Origin of the sequence: Inhella sp. (assembly GCF_041912635.1) — a bacterium.
Classification (GTDB): Bacteria; Pseudomonadota; Gammaproteobacteria; order Burkholderiales; family Burkholderiaceae_C; genus Inhella.
Genome location: NZ_JAYRMO010000019.1, coordinates 64,721 through 80,858, shown reverse-complemented (window position 1 = coordinate 80,858; position 16,138 = coordinate 64,721). Strand labels below are relative to the sequence as shown.

Here is a 16,138-nt window from a genome sequence, read left to right as displayed (position 1 = left end):
GCGCCGCACCAGATTCGAAGCCGCCCTCGGGCGGCTTCGTCGTTTCTGGGGCGACCCCCGGTGACCGCCGTTCGCTCCCACCGGGCGCGTCTGGGTGCGGCCGGGGCGCGGCTCGTCGCCCAGGGCGCCGCGGCGCCGGCGCGGCCCGCCACAGTGGCGTGGCCAGCCGCCGGACCGGGGTGACTGGCCAGTGCATCGCCGGCAAGGGAATTGGCCCATGAATCCCCACATCCAAGACGGGCGGCCCCGCGCCCTGCAGGCCCTTCGAGCTGCGCTGGCAATCCTGTTCCTGCTGCTGCTCCGCCCGGCGCTGGCGCTCGAACTGCCCGGCCCGCTCGTCAGCGTGGAGTGGCTGCAGCAGCAGCTGGGGCGCGAGGATCTGCGCCTGCTGGATGCCTCGCTACCGCCCCAGCATGCGGCCGGCCACGTGCCGGGTGCGGTGTCGGTCAATCTCTACGGCTACGCCATCCACGAGCGCAGCCCGGCGCAGATGGTCGAGCTGCTGCGCAGCTGGGGCCTGAACCCTGGCCAGCGCATCGTGGTGATGGACCAGGGCGGCGACTCGATGGCGCCGCGCGTCTACTACGACCTGTTGCGCCTGGGCGTGCCGCAGCAGCAGCTGGCTATCCTGGACGGCGGCCTGGCCCGCTGGAAGGCCCTGGGCGGCGCGCTGACGCAGGACGCCACGCCGGCACCGGCTCCCGGCAGGTTGGAGCTGGGTCCCCTGCGCGAGGAGCTGCGCGTGCGCCTGCCGGAGTTCCTGGCCGCCTCGGCGGACCCGCAGCGCCACGCGCTGGTGGAGGCGCTCGAGCCCGAATACCACTACGGCGGCCGGCGCTTCTTCGACCGCGCCGGCCATGTGCCGAACGCCATCCTGGCGCCCTCGGAAGACTTCTTCAACGCCGACAAGACCTTCAAGTCGCCCGCCGAGATCCGCCGCATGGCCCTGCACCTGGGCATCCGGCCCGAGCAGCAGGTGCATGCGCACTGCGGTGGCGGCGTGGCGGCGGCGGTGCCGTTCTTTGCGCTGCGCATGCTGGCCGGCTACCCGGACGTGCGCCTGTTCCAGGAATCGCAGCTGGCTTGGCTGCGCGACGAGCGCCAGCTGCCTTTCTGGACCTACGGCCGCCCGCAGCTGCTGCGCGAGGCCGACTGGCTGGCCGGCTGGGACGCCCCGCTGCTGCGCCGCATGGGCGTGACGCGCATCGCCGTGCTGGACGTGCGCGAGCCCGCGGCCTTTGCCTTGGGGCACCTGCCCCATGCGCAGAACCTGCCGGCCGGCTGGATCGAGCGGCATCTGCACGACCCGCAGGCCCTGGCCGCGCGGCTGGGGCAGCAGGGCGTGCGTCCGGAGGACGAGGCGGTGATCGTGGGCGATGGCGGCATCAACGAAGCCACGGCCTTGAGCCTGCTGGCACTGGAGCAACTGGGCCAGCGCCAGGTGGCGCTGCTGCGCCAGTCGGTGGACGAGTGGGGGCTGCGAGGCCAGAGCTTGAGCCGTGAGACCCTGGCTGCCCAGCCCGTGGCCTACGCGCCGCGCACGCGTGGCGGGCCACTGTTGCGCCAGCCGGGCCAGGGCCAGGGCCTGTACCCCAGGCTCTACCTGGTCTCGGGGGCCGAGCGGCCAACCGGGCTGCCGGCCGGCGAGCTGCGGCAACTGCCTTATGGCGAGCTGCTGCAAGCCGACGGGGCCCCGAAGCCCGCGCACGAGATCTGGGCCCTGCTGAAGAAGGCCGGCGTGAGCCGCTATGCCGAGGTCGTCTGCGTGGGCAGCCGGCCCGGCGAGGCGGCGGTGAACTACCTGCTGCTGCGCCTGATGGGCTTCAGCGACGTCAAGGTTCTGCTGCCATGAGCCCCGGGGGCCGGGGGTGCCAGCGCGCCATGCTCAGCGTGTCGACATACTGCCCGTTGCGCAGGCCGTAGCCGCGCAGCAGGCCCTCGCGCACGAAGCCGAAGCGCTCGTAGAGCGCAATGGCGCGGGCGTTGTCGCTGTACACCGTCAGCTCCAGGCGCAGCACGCCCAGCCAGTTGTCGGCCAGGTCCGTCAGCGCCGCCATCAGCAGCTTGCCCACGCCCTGGCCTTGGGCCGTGGCGGCGATGGTGATGCCCAGGTGCATGGCATGGCGGCGCCGTGCCGAGGCCCCGGCCGAATGCAGGCCGGCCATGCCGACGAACTGCCCCTCGCGCTCCGCCACCAGCACATGGTCGCTGCTGCCCGGGGCCAGCATGCCCTCGATGCGGGCGCGCCAGCCGGCTTCGCCCGGGTAGGGCAGCTGCAGGGTGCCGCTGTACATCTCGGGGTCGGCGAAGGCAGCCGCGATGGCGGCCGCGTCGCTGACCGCGATGCGACGGATCCGGACGGCAGGCGCGGCCTTTTCGCTCATGCGCTCTTGCCCGCCACCCAATCCTTCACCGAAGCCAGCGCGCCGGACAGGGCGGCCGGGTTGGTGCCACCGGCCATGGCCATGTCGGGCTTGCCGCCACCTTTGCCGCCCACTTGCTGGGCCACATGGTTGACGAGCTCGCCGGCCTTGAGGCCCTTGGCCACGCCGTCGGGCGTCACCGCAGCGGCCAGCTGCACCTTGTCGCCGTCCACCGTGGCCAGCACGATGGCCGCACTCTTGAGCTTGTCGCGCAGCTTGTCCAGGGTGTCGCGCAGGGTCTTGGCGTCGGCGCCGTCCAGCTTGGCGGCCAGCACCTTCAGGCCGGCCACGTCCACGGCCTGCTCCAGCAGGGCGTCGCCCTGGCTGGAGGCCAGCTTGCCCTTCACGGCGGCGAGTTCCTTGTCCAGCTGGCGGATCTGTTCCAGCAGCGCATCCACGCGCGTGGCGGCGTCTGCCGGGGCCACCTTCAGGCTGTGGGCGATGTGGCCGATGCGACCTTCCAGCTGCTGCAGATAGGCCAGGGCGTTGGCGCCGGTGACGGCCTCGACGCGGCGGATGCCGGCCGCGACCGCGCCTTCGCCGACGATCTTGAACAGACCGATGTCACCTGCGCGCTTCACATGGGTGCCGCCGCAGAGTTCCTTGCTGGAGCCGATGCTGAGCACGCGCACGGTCTCGCCGTACTTCTCGCCGAATAGCATCATGGCGCCGCTCTTCTGGGCGTCGTCCAGCTTCATCACCTGGGCGGCGGTGTCGGCATTGGCCAGGATCTCGGCATTCACCAGGCGCTCGACCTCGGCGATCTGCTCGGCCGTCATGGCGGTGCCATGGGCGAAGTCAAAGCGGGTGCGCTCAGCATTCACCAGCGAGCCCTTCTGCTGCACATGGGCGCCCAGCACCTCGCGCAGGGCCTTGTGCATCAGGTGGGTGGCGCTGTGGTTGCGCATGGTGTGGGCGCGCGCCTCGGCATCCACCTTGGCGGCAAGCTTGTCGCCCACCTTCAGCTCGCCTTCCAGCACCGAACCATGGTGGCCGAACACATCGGCCTGGATCTTCAGCGTGTCGTGCACGGCCACGCGGCTGGTCGGGTTGCGCAGCTCGCCGCGGTCGCCCACCTGGCCGCCGCTCTCGGCGTAGAAGGGGGTGTGGTCCAGCACCACCACCACGTCGTCGCCGGCGCGCGCCACGGCCACCGGGGCGCCATCCACGTAGAGCGCGGTGATCTGGCTGGTCTCGCACACCAGATGCTCGTAGCCGTGGAAGGCGGTGGGCTGGCCGTCATAGGCCAGGCCCTGGGCCATCTTGAACTTGCCGGCCTCGCGGGCGCGGGTCTTCTGCTCTTCCAGCAGCTCGTTGAAGCGGGCTTCATCGACCGTCACGCCGCGTTCGCGGCAGACGTCGCCGGTCAGGTCGACCGGGAAGCCATAGGTGTCGTGCAGCTTGAAGGCGGTGTCGCCGTCGACGTTGCCGCCTTTGGCAAGGGCGGCTTCCAGAATTTCCATGCCGTTGGCGATGGTGCGGAAGAAGCGCTCTTCCTCCTGCTGCAGCACTTCGGTCACGCGGGCCTCGGCTTGGCGCAGATCGGGGTAGGCCTCGCCCATCTGCAGCACCAGTGCGTGCACCAGTTTGTGGAAGAAGGGGGTGCGGGCGCCGAGCTTGTAGCCGTGCCGGATGGCGCGGCGGGCGATGCGGCGCAGCACATAGCCGCGGCCGGCGTTGCCAGGGATCACGCCGTCGCAGACGGTGAAGCTGCAGGCGCGGATGTGGTCGGCGATGACCTTGAGCGAGGGCGAATCCTTGTCGCAGTCCCCGGCACCGGCCTCGTCCACCGCATTCTTGGCGGCCGCCAGCAACGCAACGAACAGATCGATCTCATAGTTCGAATGCACGTGCTGCAGCACTGCGGCCAGGCGCTCCAGGCCCATGCCGGTGTCCACGCTGGGCTTGGGCAGCTTGTGCATCACACCGTCTTCGGTGCGGTTGAACTGCATGAAGACGTTGTTCCAGATCTCGATGTAACGGTCGCCGTCCTGCTCCGGGCTGCCCGGGGGGCCGCCGGCGACGTCGGGGCCGTGGTCGAAGAAGATCTCCGAGCAGGGGCCGCAGGGGCCGGTATCGCCCATCATCCAGAAGTTGTCGGACATGTAGCGGCCGCCCTTGTTGTCGCCGATGCGCACGATGCGCTCGGGCGGCAGGCCAATGTCCTTGAGCCAGATGTCGTAGGCCTCGTCGTCCTCGGCGTAGACCGTGGCCCAGAGCTTGTCGGCCGGCAGCTTGAAGTGCACGGTCAGCAGCTCCCAGGCGTAGGCAATGGCGTCCTTCTTGAAGTAATCGCCGAAGCTGAAGTTGCCCAGCATCTCGAAGAAGGTGTGGTGGCGCGCGGTGTAGCCGACGTTGTCCAGGTCGTTGTGCTTGCCGCCGGCGCGGATGCATTTCTGGCTGGTGGCCGCGCGGCTGTAGGGGCGCTTGTCAAAGCCCAGGAACACGTCCTTGAACTGGTTCATGCCCGCGTTGGTGAACAGCAGCGTGGGGTCATCACCGGGCACCACGGGCGAGCTGGCCACGACGGCATGGCCCTTGGACTCGAAGAACTTCAGAAACGTGGCGCGGATGTCGGCGGCTTTCATGGCGCGGCGGGGCCCGGTCAGGGGCCGAATCAAACGGTTGCAGGGGAGGGCAGGGTTTAGAGCCTGCGAACAAGTCCGTCACGCCCGCTCGTGCACCCCAGGCGTCGCCGCTCGTCGTTGCAAATGCTCGCCATAGCTTGAGCTATGGCTGCGCTTTGCGCCTAGATCGGCAGCACCTGGAGCGCCCGCTCGGACGCGCCGGATCTGTTCACAGGCTCAGCGCTAGAGTGCGGTCCCCTCACCAGGATTCACCCCATGAGCGAGACCACCAGCGCCCTGCCAGCCCTCAATGATGCCAGCCTGCTACGGACTGCCGGCCTGATCGACGGCGAATGGGTGGCCGGCTCCAATCCCCTGGCCGTGCACGACCCCGCCAGCGGCGCCTTCCTGGCCGAGGTGGCCGGCCATGGGGCCGAGCAGGCGCAGGCCGCCATCCTTGCCGCCGAACGGGCCCTGCCGGCCTGGCGCGCCCGCAGCGCGCGCGATCGCGGCCTGATGCTGGCCCGCTGGGCGCAGCAGCTGCGCCAGCACGCCGCCGATCTGGCCGCGCTGATGACCGCCGAGCAGGGCAAGCCCCTGGCCGAGGCCAAGGGCGAGGTGCTGTACGCCGCCAGCTTCCTGGACTGGTACGCAGAGGAAGGCAAGCGCGTCTTCGGCGAGACCGTGCCGGCCAGCGACCCCAGCAAGCGCTACTGGGTGTGGAAGCAGCCGGTCGGCGTGTGCGCCGCCATCACGCCCTGGAACTTCCCGCTCGCCATGATCACCCGCAAGGTGGCGCCGGCCCTGGCGGCCGGCTGCACGGTGATGGTCAAGCCGGCCGAGCAGACACCGCTCACGGCCCTGGCCTGCGCCGAGCTGGCTCTACGCGCCGGCCTGCCCGCCGGCGTGCTGGGCGTGCTGCCGGCTACCGCCGAAGATTCGATCGCGATCGGCAAGCTCTGGTGCGATTCCGCCGTGGTGCGGCATCTGAGCTTCACCGGCTCCACCGAAGTGGGCCGCCTGCTCGCGGCGCAATGTGCGCCCACGCTGAAGCGCCTGTCGCTGGAACTGGGCGGCCACGCCCCCTTCATCGTCTTCGACGACGCCGACGTGGACGCCGCGGTGGAAGGCGCGATGCAGAGCAAGTACCGCAATGCCGGCCAGACTTGCATCTGCGCCAACCGCTTCTATGTGCAGGCCGGCATCCACGACGCCTTCGTGGAGCGCCTGGCCGAACGCGTGGCGGCGCTGCAGCTCGGCGCGGGCAACGAAGCGAATGTGCAGGTCGGCCCGCTGATCGACGGCCAGGCCTTGGCCAAGGTGCGCTCGCATGTGGACGACGCCCTGGCCCTGGGCGCGCAGCTGCGCGTGGGCGGCCAGCTGCGCGGCGACCTGGGCGCCAGCTTCTTCGAGCCCACCTTGCTGACGGGCGTGACCGCGCGCATGCGCGTGGCAGTGGAGGAAACCTTCGGCCCGGTGGCCGCGGTGCTGAAGTTCGACACCGAGGCCCAGGCCATCCAGTTGGCCAATGCCACCGAGTTCGGCCTGGCCAGCTATTTCTTCACCCGCGACATTGGCCGCGCCCTGCGTGTGGCCGAGGCGCTGGACTACGGCATGGTGGGCCTGAACACCGGCCTGATCGCCAGTGCTGAGGCGCCCTTCGGGGGCGTGAAGCAGAGCGGCTACGGCCGCGAGGGCGGGCACCAGGGCATTGACGAGTACCTGGACGTCAAGACCGTCTGCGTCCAAGTCTGAGCGCCTAGACTGGGCCCCTCCCACCCGAGCGGCCCTGCATGACCGTCGCCTCCCCGAACGAGCCTGGCCTGACGGCCCCGGCCCTGCGCCGGGTGATCCGCACCGGCCTGCTCAGCCTGTTGGCCGGCCTGGGGCTGACGGCGGGCTGCCTGTTCGGCCTGTACGAGTTGGAACGCCGCGCCGAGCTGCAACGCCTGCAGCGTCAAGCTGAATGGATCGAGCAGGACCTGCAGCGCCGCCTCAACCCGCTGCAGCAGCTGATGGTGATGGCGCGCGTGCTGGTGCAGCAACCCCAGGCGGATGGCCTGCACCCCGATCTGCAACTGCTGAGCGAAGGCCAGCCCCTGCAGCGCCAGGTGCCGGGCCTGGAGGAATTGCGCTGGGTCGAGCGCGTGGCCGGTGAGTCTGAACAGTGGCTGCAGCGCAGTGGCTTGCCGGTGCGCACCGAGCGGCGCGACCAGCCCCTGCCACTGTCCCCCGCGCTGCGCACCCTGCTGGAGCGCAGCAGTGCCGGCGGGCAGCTCTTCCTGGCCCTGGACCCGCAGGCCGTGCCGACGCGGCTGTGGGCGGCACTGCCGGTATACCGCAGCGGCGCGGAGCCCGGCAACCCGGCCCAGCGCGCGCTGACCCTGCGCGGCTGGCTGCTGGCCGATCTGGACCCGCAGGCCTGGCTGCTCAATCTGGGCGAGCAGGGCCAGGGCCCGCTGCCGCTGGCCCTGCTGACGCTGGACGCCCCGGCCCAGCGCTTCTGGGGCGCGCCGCTGCCCAGCGACGTGGCGCGGCGCGAGCTGCAGCTCGCCGGCCTGCGCCTGGAGCTGCAACTCGGGCGCCGGCTGGCGCTGGGCCTGCTGCAGGGCCATTGGGTGCTGCTGGGCCTGGGGGGCGGCATGAGCCTGCTGTTCGCCCTGGCCATGACCCGCCTGCGCGCGCGCCGCGAGCAACTGCAGGCGCGCAACCTGCGCGAGGCCGAGGGCCTGGAGCGCCTGGCGCGCGTGGCCGAGCACACCCGCCAGGCGGTGCTGACGCTGGACCGCGAGGGCCGCGTGGAATGGGCCAATGCCGCGCTGCTGGAGCTCAGCGGCCGGCGTGCCTTCGAGGTGCAGGGCGCCGATGCGGCCGAGCTGCTCGGCCTTCCCGCAGGCGAGCCGCGCACGCAGCTGGAGCAGGCCCTGCGCGACGGCCGGGCCCTGCGCCTGGAGCTGGCGGTGCAGGACGCCGAGGGCCGCGAACGCTGGCTGGATCTGGAGCTGCAGCCCGTGCAGAAGGCCGACGGCGCGCCCGCGGGCATGGTGCTGCTGGGCCTGGACCTGAGCCAGCGCCGCCAGACCGAGCAGCGCCTGGCGGCGGCGTTGCGCGAGCACGAGGACCTGCTGCGCACCGTGCGTGAGCATGCCGTCGTCTGCGTCACCGACCCGCAGGGCCGCGTGGTGGACGTCAACGAGGCCTTCTGCCAGCTCAGCGGCCACCCGCGCAGCGAGCTGATCGGCATGGCCCACGCCCAGCTGGCGGGCCTGCGCGGCGCGGCCTTCTGGGAGCCGATCTGGCGCCAGCTGCAGGCCGGCAAGAGCTGGCGCGGCGCCATCGGCAACCGCCGACCCGATGGCGGCGTGTACTGGGTCGACGCCATCCTCGCGCCCTTCTTCGATGCCGGCGGGGCGATCGAGCGCTTCGTCTGCATCGGCTTCGACATCACCGCCAGCAAGGCCGCGCAGGCCGAGCTGCAGCGCGAGCGCGAGCGCCTGAACGCCATCATCGAAGGCACCCAGGCCGGCACCTGGGAATGGAATTACCAGAGCGGCGAGTGGCTGGTGAACCCGCGCTTTGCCGAGCTGCTGGGTGAGACGCCGCGCACCCTGCAGCCCTGGAACCAGGCCGCCTGGCTGGAGCGCGTGCACCCCGATGACCAGGAGCGCGCCCGTGAGGCCCTGCTGCAGCACCTGGGCGGCAGCGCGCCGGCCTACCAGCTGGAGCTGCGCCTGCGCCACGCCCAGGGGCGCTGGATCTGGGCCCAGCTGCGCGGCACCGTGGTGGGCCGCACGCCCAAGGGCCAGCCGCTGTGGCTGGCCGGCACGCTCTTTGATGTGAGCGAGCGCCGCCAGCACGAGGAGCAGACGCGCGTGCGCCAGCAGGTGCTGGACCGCACCGAGCGCATCGGCCAGATCGGCGGCTTCGAGCTCAACCTGGCCGAGAACCGCCTGACCTGGTCGGACCAGGTGTTCCGCATCCACGGCCTGAGCCCCGGCCCCACGCCCAGCTTGGACCAGGCGCTGCGCTATTTCTTCGAGGAAGACCAGGAGCGCCTGAAGCTGGCCATGAGCCGCGCCGTGCAGGAGGCCAAGGGCTGGGACCTGGAGCTCTGCCTGATCGACGCGCTCGGCCGCTTCGTGTGGGTGCGCTCGGTGGGTGAGGCCGAGTTCGACGAGCAGGACGGCCCGCTGCGCATCGTCGGCGCCTACCAGGACATCACCCAGCGCCGCGAGTTGGAGCAGGCCGCCCAGCGCCAGCGCGATCTGATGCAGACCGTGATCGAGAACCTGCCCTGCGGGCTCTCGGTGTTTGATGGCGAGCTGCGCCTGCAGGCCTACAACCTGGAACTGCAGCGCCTGCTCGACATGCCGCCCGAGCTGCTGGAGCCCGGTCGCACCCGCCTGCAGGACCTGCTGGCCTTCAATGCGGAGCGTGGCGAGTACGGCTCGGGCGACCTGGCCCGCCAGGCCATGGGCGAGCTGGAAGCGCGTGCGCTGGCCGCCGCGCCGCACCACTTCGAGCGCACCCGCCCGAACGGTGTGACGCTCGATGTGCGCGGCTCACCGATGCCGGGCGGTGGCCTCGTGACCACCTACATCGACATCAGCGAGAGCAAGCGCGCCCAGGAGCTGATGCGCGCCCAGGAGCACTTCCTGCGCTTGGTGGCCGACAGCGTGCCCGGCCGCATTGCCTACTGGACGCGCGAGCGCCGCTGCGTGTTCGTCAACCGCAGCTACGCCGCCTGGTGCGGCTGGGAGCCCGAGCGCATGCTCGGCGCCACGCTGGAAGACGTGTTCGGGCCTGAGCGTGTGGCCAGCCAGGAGGAGCGCCTGCAGCAGGTGCTGGCCGGCCAGTTGCTGCAGTTCGAGCGCGCCGAACCGCTGGAAACCGGGGGCGAGCGCACGATGCTGGTGCATTACGTTCCCGACACCCAGGCTGGCGAAGTGCGCGGCTTCGTGGTGATGGCGCTGGACATCAGCGAGCTCAAGGCCGAGCAGCGCCGCGCCGAGGCGCTGAACGACGAGCTGGCGGTGGAGCGCGACCGCGCCAATGCGGCCTCGATCGCCAAGAGCCAGTTCCTGGCCAATATGAGCCACGAGATCCGCACGCCGATGAACGCCATCCTCGGCATGCTCAAGCTGCTGCGCCACACGCCGTTGCAGCCGCGCCAGCTCGATTACGCCGCCAAGGCCGAGGGCGCGGCGCGCTCGCTGCTGGGTCTGCTCAACGACATCCTCGATTTCTCCAAGGTCGAGGCCGGCAAGATGGTGCTGGACCCGCAGCCCTTCGCCGTGGACGAGCTGCTGCGCAACCTCGCCGTCATCCTGGCCAGCAATGTCGGCGCCAAGCCGGTCGAGCTGATCCTCTACGTCGACCCGCGCGTACCCGCGCACCTGGTGGGCGACGCGCTGCGCCTGCAGCAGGTGCTCATCAACCTGGGCGGCAATGCGGTGAAGTTCACCGAGCGCGGCGATGTCGTCATCAGCCTGCGCCGTTTGTCCGAGCGGGTCGAGCGCGGCACGGGGCGCGTGCGCCTGGAGTTCTCGGTGCGCGACACCGGCATCGGCATCGCCGAGGACAAGCAGCAGTCCATCTTCGGCAGCTTCACGCAGGCCGAGGCCAGCACCACGCGGCGCTTCGGCGGCACCGGCCTGGGCCTGGCCATCAGCCAGCGCCTGGTGCAGCTGATGGGCGGCGAGATCGGCTTCACCAGCCAGACCGGGCGGGGCAGCCGCTTCGCCTTTACGCTGGAGCTGCCGCTGGCGCCGCAGCAGGAGGCCGCGGCCCACGCCGGCGGCCTGCGCCTGCTGGTGGTGGACGACAACCCGGTGACCTGCGCCGCGCTCGAGGCCATGGCCGAGGGCCTGGGCTGGCAGGCGCTCTACACCGCTACCGCGGCCGACGCGCAGGCCTTGTGGGACACCGAGCAGGGCGAGGGCCGCCGCTTCGACGTGGTGGCGCTGGACTGCCAGCTCGCCGACCGCGACGCCTGGGACTTCGCCTGCCAGCTGCGCAACCGCGCGCGCGCCCTCGGCCACACCCTGCCGGTGCTGGGCCTGGGCTCGGCCCAGGACCGCGAGCGCCTGCACCCCGGCCCCGAGGTGGGCGGCTACGACGGCTTCCTCGTCAAGCCCGTCACCGCCGGCATGCTCGATGAAGCCGTGGCCACCGTGCTGGGCCGTGCCCGCCCGCGCCGCCTGCAGGCCCAGGCGGCCGACGGCGCCAGCCTGGCCGGCTTGCGCCTGCTGCTGGTGGAGGACAACCCCAACAACCAGCAGGTGGCGCAGGAACTGCTGCAGGCCGAGGGTGCCGAGGTGGTGGTGGCCGACCATGGTGCCCAGGCCCTGGAGCGCCTGCGCGAGCAGAGCTTTGACCTGGTGCTGATGGACATGCAGATGCCGGTGATGGACGGCCTGGCCGCCACCCGGGCCATCCGCCAGGAACTCGGGCTGGCCGATCTGCCCATCGTCGCCATGACCGCCAACGCCCTGGCCGCCGACCGTCTGGTCTGCCTGGAAGCCGGCATGAACGAGCATGTCGGCAAGCCCTTCGAGATGGCGCCGCTGGTGGCCTTGATCCAGCGCCTGGTGGGTGTGGCCGCGCAGGGGCTGGCACAGCCCGCCGGCCCGGCCATCGACCCCACGCGCCTGCAGCAGGCCCGCGCCGAGGGCATCGACCTGCAGGCCGCGATGGAGCGCTTCATGGGCCGTGCCGGCCTGTACCTGCGCACCTGCCGCTCCTTCGCGCGTTCGGCGCGCGCGCTGCCGGCGCAGCTGCGCGGGCACCAGGGCCTGCCCGCCACCGAGCGCGCCGAGGCCGACCGCCAGGCCCTGCACGGCTTCAAGGGCCTGGCCGCCACGCTGGCCGCCAGCTCCCTGGCGCAATGGGGCGCCACCGGCGAGGCCCAGGCCCGCACCGGCGAGGCCCTCGATCCGGCCTGGATCGCCGCGCTGGACCAGGAGATCGAACGCGGCTGCACCGCACTGCTGCGCCATGCCCAGGCCTTGGCCGACGAACGCAGCGAGCCCGGCAGGCCCGCCCCGGCCGCGCAGGCCGAAGGGCCGCTGAAGGAACTGCGCCAGCTGGTGCAGGCGCAGGACCTGCGCGCGCTCAGCGTGGCAGCAGAGCGCCGGTTGGAGCTGGAGCGCTTGCTGGGCGAGGAACTGGCCAGCCTGGACGAGGCCCTGGCCAGCCTGGATTTCGAGCGCGCCAAGGCGCTGCTCGAAGCCTCATAAGGCCGCCCACTCCGGCCCCGGCGCCGCCTCGAAGTGCTGGCCGTCCGGCAGCTCCAGCCACTGCGCGTGCAGCCACAGGCGGCTGCACCCCAGGTAGGCCGCCAGCGCGCGGTTCAGCGGGCCCTTGCCGTGCGTGGCGTCGCCGATCAGCGGGTGAGCGATGTGCTTGCAGTGGCGGCGGATCTGGTGGCGGCGGCCCTGCAGGGGCTCGAGCGCCAGCAGCGCGGCGCGGGTGCTGGGGAATTGCGGGTGCGTGGCCACCGGCCACTCGAAGCGGCGCAGGCAACGCCAGTCGGTCTGTGCCTCCAGCTGCGGCTGGCCCTGGCTGGGCAGTTCGGGGTCGCGCGCCAGGGGGTGGTCGATGCGGCCCTGCTTGCCGGCCGGCCAGCCCCGCACGAGGCCCAGATAGCCCTTGCGTACCTCGCCGTCGCGGAACCAGGCGCCGAGCTGGCTGGCGGTGGCGGCATTACGCGCCAGCAGCAGCACGCCGCTGGTGCCCTTGTCCAGCCGGTGTGCCGGCGTCAGCCAGCCACCGAATTGCGCCTGCGCGCGCGCCAGCAGGGTGTCAGTCTCGTGGGCATCCAGGCCGCTGGGGTGGACGAGCAGGCCCGGCGGCTTGTCCAGCACCAGCAGATGGGCGTCCTTGTACAGCGGCCGCAGTTCAGGCGATGTCGCCGTCGACATAGAGCCACTCGCCGTTGATCTTTTCGAAGCGGCTGTTTTCCGTCAGACGGTGCGCACGCCCGCCGAGCTTGCTGCGCGCCACGAAGCGCACCTCGGCGTGGTCTTCGTCGAGCAGGCGGTGGCTCAGCACGTCCAGCCCCAGCCAGCGCAGGCCGGGCTCGGGGGCATCCAGCTGGCGCGGGCGGGTGCGCGGGTGCCAGGTGGCCATCAGGTAGTCGCGCCGGTCCTTGACGAAGGCGCTGTAACGGCTGCGCATCAGGGCCTCGGCGTCGGGGGCCGTCAGGTGGCCGCTGCGGTCGTACTCGTCATGCAGGGCGCCACAGCAGCGCGAGTAGGGCAGGGGGTGGCCGCAGGGGCAGGGCTCCGTCATTCGAACAGGCCCAGGTCCTTGACCCGCGCCACCAGCTGGGCCGCGCTGCTGACCGCCAGCTTGCGCATCAGGTTCTCGCGGTGTTTGTCCACGGTCTTGGGGGAAAGGTTCAGGTGCTCGGCCATGGCGGCATTGTTGAGCCCCTCGCTGATCATCTTGGCCACCTGCAGCTCGCGTGGCGTCAGACCGGGGTCGCTGGCCTGGGCCTGGGCGGCCAGTTCGGGGTGGATCACGGTTTCGCCGCGCAACACGCGCTGCAGGGCCAGCACCAGCTCGGCGCCGCTGCCCAGCTTGGGTTGCAGGCCGTGCACGCCGCAGCCGATCAGCTGGCGGAACACGGTGGGCGAGGTGGCGCCGGTCAGCAGCACGATCTTGAGCGCCGGGTGGCGCTGGCGCAGCCAGGCCGCGGTGGCGGCGGTGTCGCCGCCGGGCATGTGGTAATCCAGCAGCAGCAGCTCGGGTTGCAGTTCGGCCACGCGCTCCTTCAGGCCATCAAGGCTGGAGGCCTCGCCGACAATCTGCCACCCGGGCTCCAGGCCCAAGAGCAGCTTGAGGCCCTCCCGAAACATGACATGGTCGTCCGCCATCAGGATCCGAACGGTGGCTGGGGTGCTCATGCGGGGCCTGCTGATCCTGCTGCTCTGGGGGCTGGCAGTTTATGAAGCCCGCGCGCAGAGCTGCAGCACGCAGCTGCAGGCGCAAGACCTGCAAACCTGTGGCCGGCCCGATGCCGCACCGCCTGGAGGGGACCCCCAACTGCGTTGGCAGCGTTACGAGCTGCACGGCCCGCAGGCGCAGGCACGTGTGCTGGCCCTGGGTGTGCCCGATGTGCAGGCGCTTGAACTCTGGCAGGCCGAAGTCGGCGCCACGGCGCAGCGGCGCTGGCAGCTGAGTGCCCGGGACGCGCAGGCGGCGCGCCCTCTGGCCGGGCCGCGCCTGGCCCTGCCGCTGGACCTGGCGGCCGGCCGCAGCACGCTGTGGTTGGGTTATCGGGTGCACGGCAACGGCCGCCTGGAGCCGCAGCTGCTGAGCCCGGCGGCCGAGCGGAGTGCGCAGCTGCGCCGCGACCTGCTGAACGGACTGGCGCTGGGCGTGATGGCCACCCTGGCCGCGGTGGTGGCCACGGCACGTTGGGTGGGTGGGCCGAGCGCCTATCTGGCCTATGTGGCCCTGGTGCTGGCCCAATTGCTGCTGATGCTGCAGACCGAGGGCTATGCCTTTGCCTGGCTCTGGCCCGAGCTGCCGGCCTGGAACCAGCGCGCGCCCCTGGTGCTGGGCCTGTTGAGCCTGGCCGCCCATGCCGCCTTTGCCATGCAGTTCCTGCAGATGCGCGAGCACATGCCCCGGCTCTGGCGGGCGCATGGTGTGCTGCTGCTTCTCTTTCTGTTCGCTTTGGGCGCGGTGGCGCTGCCCGACCCGGTGAGCGTGGGCGTGTTGATGGCCCTGGCCTACGCCCCGCTGGCACTGGCCGCGGCCGTGTGGGCCTGGCGCTTGGGCCTTCCGGGTGCGCCGCTCTACACCCTGGGCGCGGGTGCGCTGCTGCTGTTGTCGGGCCTGTTCTTCAGCCTGGGCGTGCTGGGCCACAACCCTTTTCCGGCCGTGCCCTTCCTTGACTACCCCAAGATCGGCGCCCTGCTGGAGGCGGCCTTCTTCTCGGCCGCCTTCATCAACCGCGTGCGCGCCGAACAGCGCCGCCAGGCCGAGCAGCGCCTGCGCCGCCTGGCCGAGGCCGAGGAGCTGCTGGCGCTCGAGCAGCAGCGCCAGGCTGCGCTGGCCTTGGCGCAGCGCCAGGGCCTGCGTCTGGCCGGCGCCAGCCACGACATTTCCCAGCCGCTGGCCTCGCTGCGCTTTGCCATCGAGGCCCTCAAGCGCAGCGCCGCGCCCGGCGCCATCACCCAGCACCTGGACCACACCCTGGCCTATGCCCAGACCCTGCTGAGCGACCTGATCCAGCAGACCCGCGCCGAGCTGCCCAGCGGGCCGGACCGCATCGCCCTGGGCCCCTGGCTGCAGCAGCAGCTGGCCCAGCATGAACAGGCGGCGCGGGCGCGCGGCCTGCAGCTGCGCTTGGCGCCCTGCCGGGCCGAACTGCAAGCTTCGCAGCTGATGCTGGCGCGCGTGCTGCACAACCTGCTGGGCAATGCGCTGCGCTACACCGCGCGGGGCCGCGTGCTGGTGGGGGTGCGGCGCCGGCCCGGCGCGCTGGAGCTGCAGGTCTGGGACAGCGGGCCGGGCCTGGCGCCTGCGCAGCTGCAGCGCCTGCAGCAGCCCTTCGAGCGCGGCAGCAGCGCGGCCGACGGCGGCCATGGCCTGGGCCTCTTCATCGTCAAGAGCCTGTGCGAGCAATGCGGCTGGGAGCTGCGCATCCACAGCCGCGTGGGCCGGGGCAGCGGCTTTTGCGTGTGCATCCCACAGGTGCCAACTACGGTGGACACCGTATCGGCTTGAACAGCCCCCGTTCCTAGCATGAAGGCATTCAACCGAACCGCCTTCTGCCATGCCTCTCTCGCCCTTCGCCATCACCCGCCTGCGCCGTAGCCTGGACCGTTTGAGCGATCTGCCTGGGCACTGGCGCGCCCTGAGCTCGCAGCCGCGCCTGGACGTGCTGAGCCTGCGCCCCCTGGCCGATGAAGACGAGCGCCGCCGCTGCTTTTCCGACAACGCTGCCCGCCGCAGCCATGCCCGCGCCGCCCGCTGGGCCTGGCAGGGCGTGCGCGCCCAGCAGCGCGTCATCAACATCACCCGCGCCGAACTGAGCAGCCGCGCCGGCCGCAGCCTGGCCCAGCAGGCCTGTGCCGATGCGGTTGCCCATGCGCAGCGCAGCGGCGTGCGGGTGGTGGGGGGCGGGGCCCGGGT

The 16,138-nt window shown here is 71.6% G+C and carries 10 protein-coding genes; 5 read left to right on the top strand and 5 right to left on the bottom strand.

Annotation, left to right across the window (positions count from 1 at the left end; all coding sequences use genetic code 11):
- The first annotated feature begins 217 nt into the window (after positions 1-217).
- Positions 218-1,852, top strand: a complete 1,635-nt coding sequence (locus ACE3QP_RS12735; RefSeq protein WP_374436557.1) for a sulfurtransferase — start codon at positions 218-220, stop codon at positions 1,850-1,852.
- Here the strand turns inward: ACE3QP_RS12735 and ACE3QP_RS12730 are convergent.
- Both ACE3QP_RS12730 and alaS read right to left on the bottom strand, forming a co-directional pair.
- On the bottom strand, positions 1,833-2,384 hold the full coding sequence (locus tag ACE3QP_RS12730) for a GNAT family N-acetyltransferase (protein ID WP_374436555.1): 552 nt from the start codon (positions 2,382-2,384) through the stop codon (positions 1,833-1,835). The two genes, ACE3QP_RS12735 and ACE3QP_RS12730, sit on opposite strands and share 20 nt — an antisense overlap.
- Positions 2,381-5,011, bottom strand: coding sequence for an alanine--tRNA ligase (alaS, locus tag ACE3QP_RS12725; protein ID WP_374436553.1), 2,631 nt, complete (start codon positions 5,009-5,011; stop codon positions 2,381-2,383). The genes ACE3QP_RS12730 and alaS overlap by 4 nt, the downstream gene beginning before the upstream one ends.
- A 255-nt stretch (positions 5,012-5,266) precedes the next feature.
- Between alaS and ACE3QP_RS12720 the strand changes: the two genes are divergently transcribed.
- Together ACE3QP_RS12720 and ACE3QP_RS12715 are read left to right on the top strand one after the other, a co-directional pair.
- Positions 5,267-6,745 carry an NAD-dependent succinate-semialdehyde dehydrogenase gene (locus ACE3QP_RS12720; RefSeq protein ID WP_374436551.1) on the top strand — a complete coding sequence of 493 codons (1,479 nt, stop codon included), beginning with the start codon at positions 5,267-5,269 and terminating at the stop codon, positions 6,743-6,745.
- 38 nt (positions 6,746-6,783) lie between these two features.
- Positions 6,784-12,228: a PAS domain S-box protein gene (locus ACE3QP_RS12715; RefSeq protein WP_374436550.1), complete on the top strand. Its 5,445-nt coding sequence runs from the start codon at positions 6,784-6,786 to the stop codon at positions 12,226-12,228.
- Here the strand turns inward: ACE3QP_RS12715 and ACE3QP_RS12710 are convergent.
- From ACE3QP_RS12710 to ACE3QP_RS12700, 3 genes are read right to left on the bottom strand one after another with little or no spacing between them, the layout of a single operon-like run.
- Positions 12,223-12,912, bottom strand: coding sequence for an RluA family pseudouridine synthase (locus tag ACE3QP_RS12710; protein WP_374436549.1), 690 nt, complete (start codon positions 12,910-12,912; stop codon positions 12,223-12,225). The genes ACE3QP_RS12715 and ACE3QP_RS12710 overlap by 6 nt on opposite strands.
- Positions 12,890-13,282: a YchJ family protein gene (locus tag ACE3QP_RS12705; RefSeq protein ID WP_374436548.1), complete on the bottom strand. Its 393-nt coding sequence runs from the start codon at positions 13,280-13,282 to the stop codon at positions 12,890-12,892. The genes ACE3QP_RS12710 and ACE3QP_RS12705 overlap by 23 nt, the downstream gene beginning before the upstream one ends.
- Entirely contained in the window at positions 13,279-13,899 is a 621-nt protein-coding gene (locus ACE3QP_RS12700; RefSeq protein WP_374436547.1) for a LuxR C-terminal-related transcriptional regulator, read from the bottom strand. The genes ACE3QP_RS12705 and ACE3QP_RS12700 overlap by 4 nt, the downstream gene beginning before the upstream one ends.
- Here ACE3QP_RS12700 and ACE3QP_RS12695 point away from each other — a divergent pair.
- Both ACE3QP_RS12695 and ACE3QP_RS12690 read left to right on the top strand, forming a co-directional pair.
- On the top strand, positions 13,883-15,730 hold the full coding sequence (locus tag ACE3QP_RS12695) for a 7TM diverse intracellular signaling domain-containing protein (RefSeq protein ID WP_374436546.1): 1,848 nt from the start codon (positions 13,883-13,885) through the stop codon (positions 15,728-15,730). The genes ACE3QP_RS12700 and ACE3QP_RS12695 overlap by 17 nt on opposite strands.
- Positions 15,731-15,779: 49 nt before the next feature.
- On the top strand, positions 15,780-16,138 hold a 359-nt coding region (locus ACE3QP_RS12690; RefSeq protein WP_374436544.1), incomplete at its 3' end, for a hypothetical protein.

Coding starts and splice junctions, on each gene's coding strand:
- ACE3QP_RS12730 (WP_374436555.1), bottom strand. CDS start 2,384: ATGAGCGAAAAGGCCGCGCCTGCCGTCCGGATCCGTCGCATCGCGGTC.
- ACE3QP_RS12710 (WP_374436549.1), bottom strand. CDS start 12,912: ATGTCGACGGCGACATCGCCTGAACTGCGGCCGCTGTACAAGGACGCC.
- ACE3QP_RS12700 (WP_374436547.1), bottom strand. CDS start 13,899: ATGAGCACCCCAGCCACCGTTCGGATCCTGATGGCGGACGACCATGTC.
- ACE3QP_RS12705 (WP_374436548.1), bottom strand. CDS start 13,282: ATGACGGAGCCCTGCCCCTGCGGCCACCCCCTGCCCTACTCGCGCTGC.
- ACE3QP_RS12715 (WP_374436550.1), top strand. CDS start 6,784: ATGACCGTCGCCTCCCCGAACGAGCCTGGCCTGACGGCCCCGGCCCTG.
- ACE3QP_RS12735 (WP_374436557.1), top strand. CDS start 218: ATGAATCCCCACATCCAAGACGGGCGGCCCCGCGCCCTGCAGGCCCTT.
- alaS (WP_374436553.1), bottom strand. CDS start 5,011: ATGAAAGCCGCCGACATCCGCGCCACGTTTCTGAAGTTCTTCGAGTCC.
- ACE3QP_RS12720 (WP_374436551.1), top strand. CDS start 5,267: ATGAGCGAGACCACCAGCGCCCTGCCAGCCCTCAATGATGCCAGCCTG.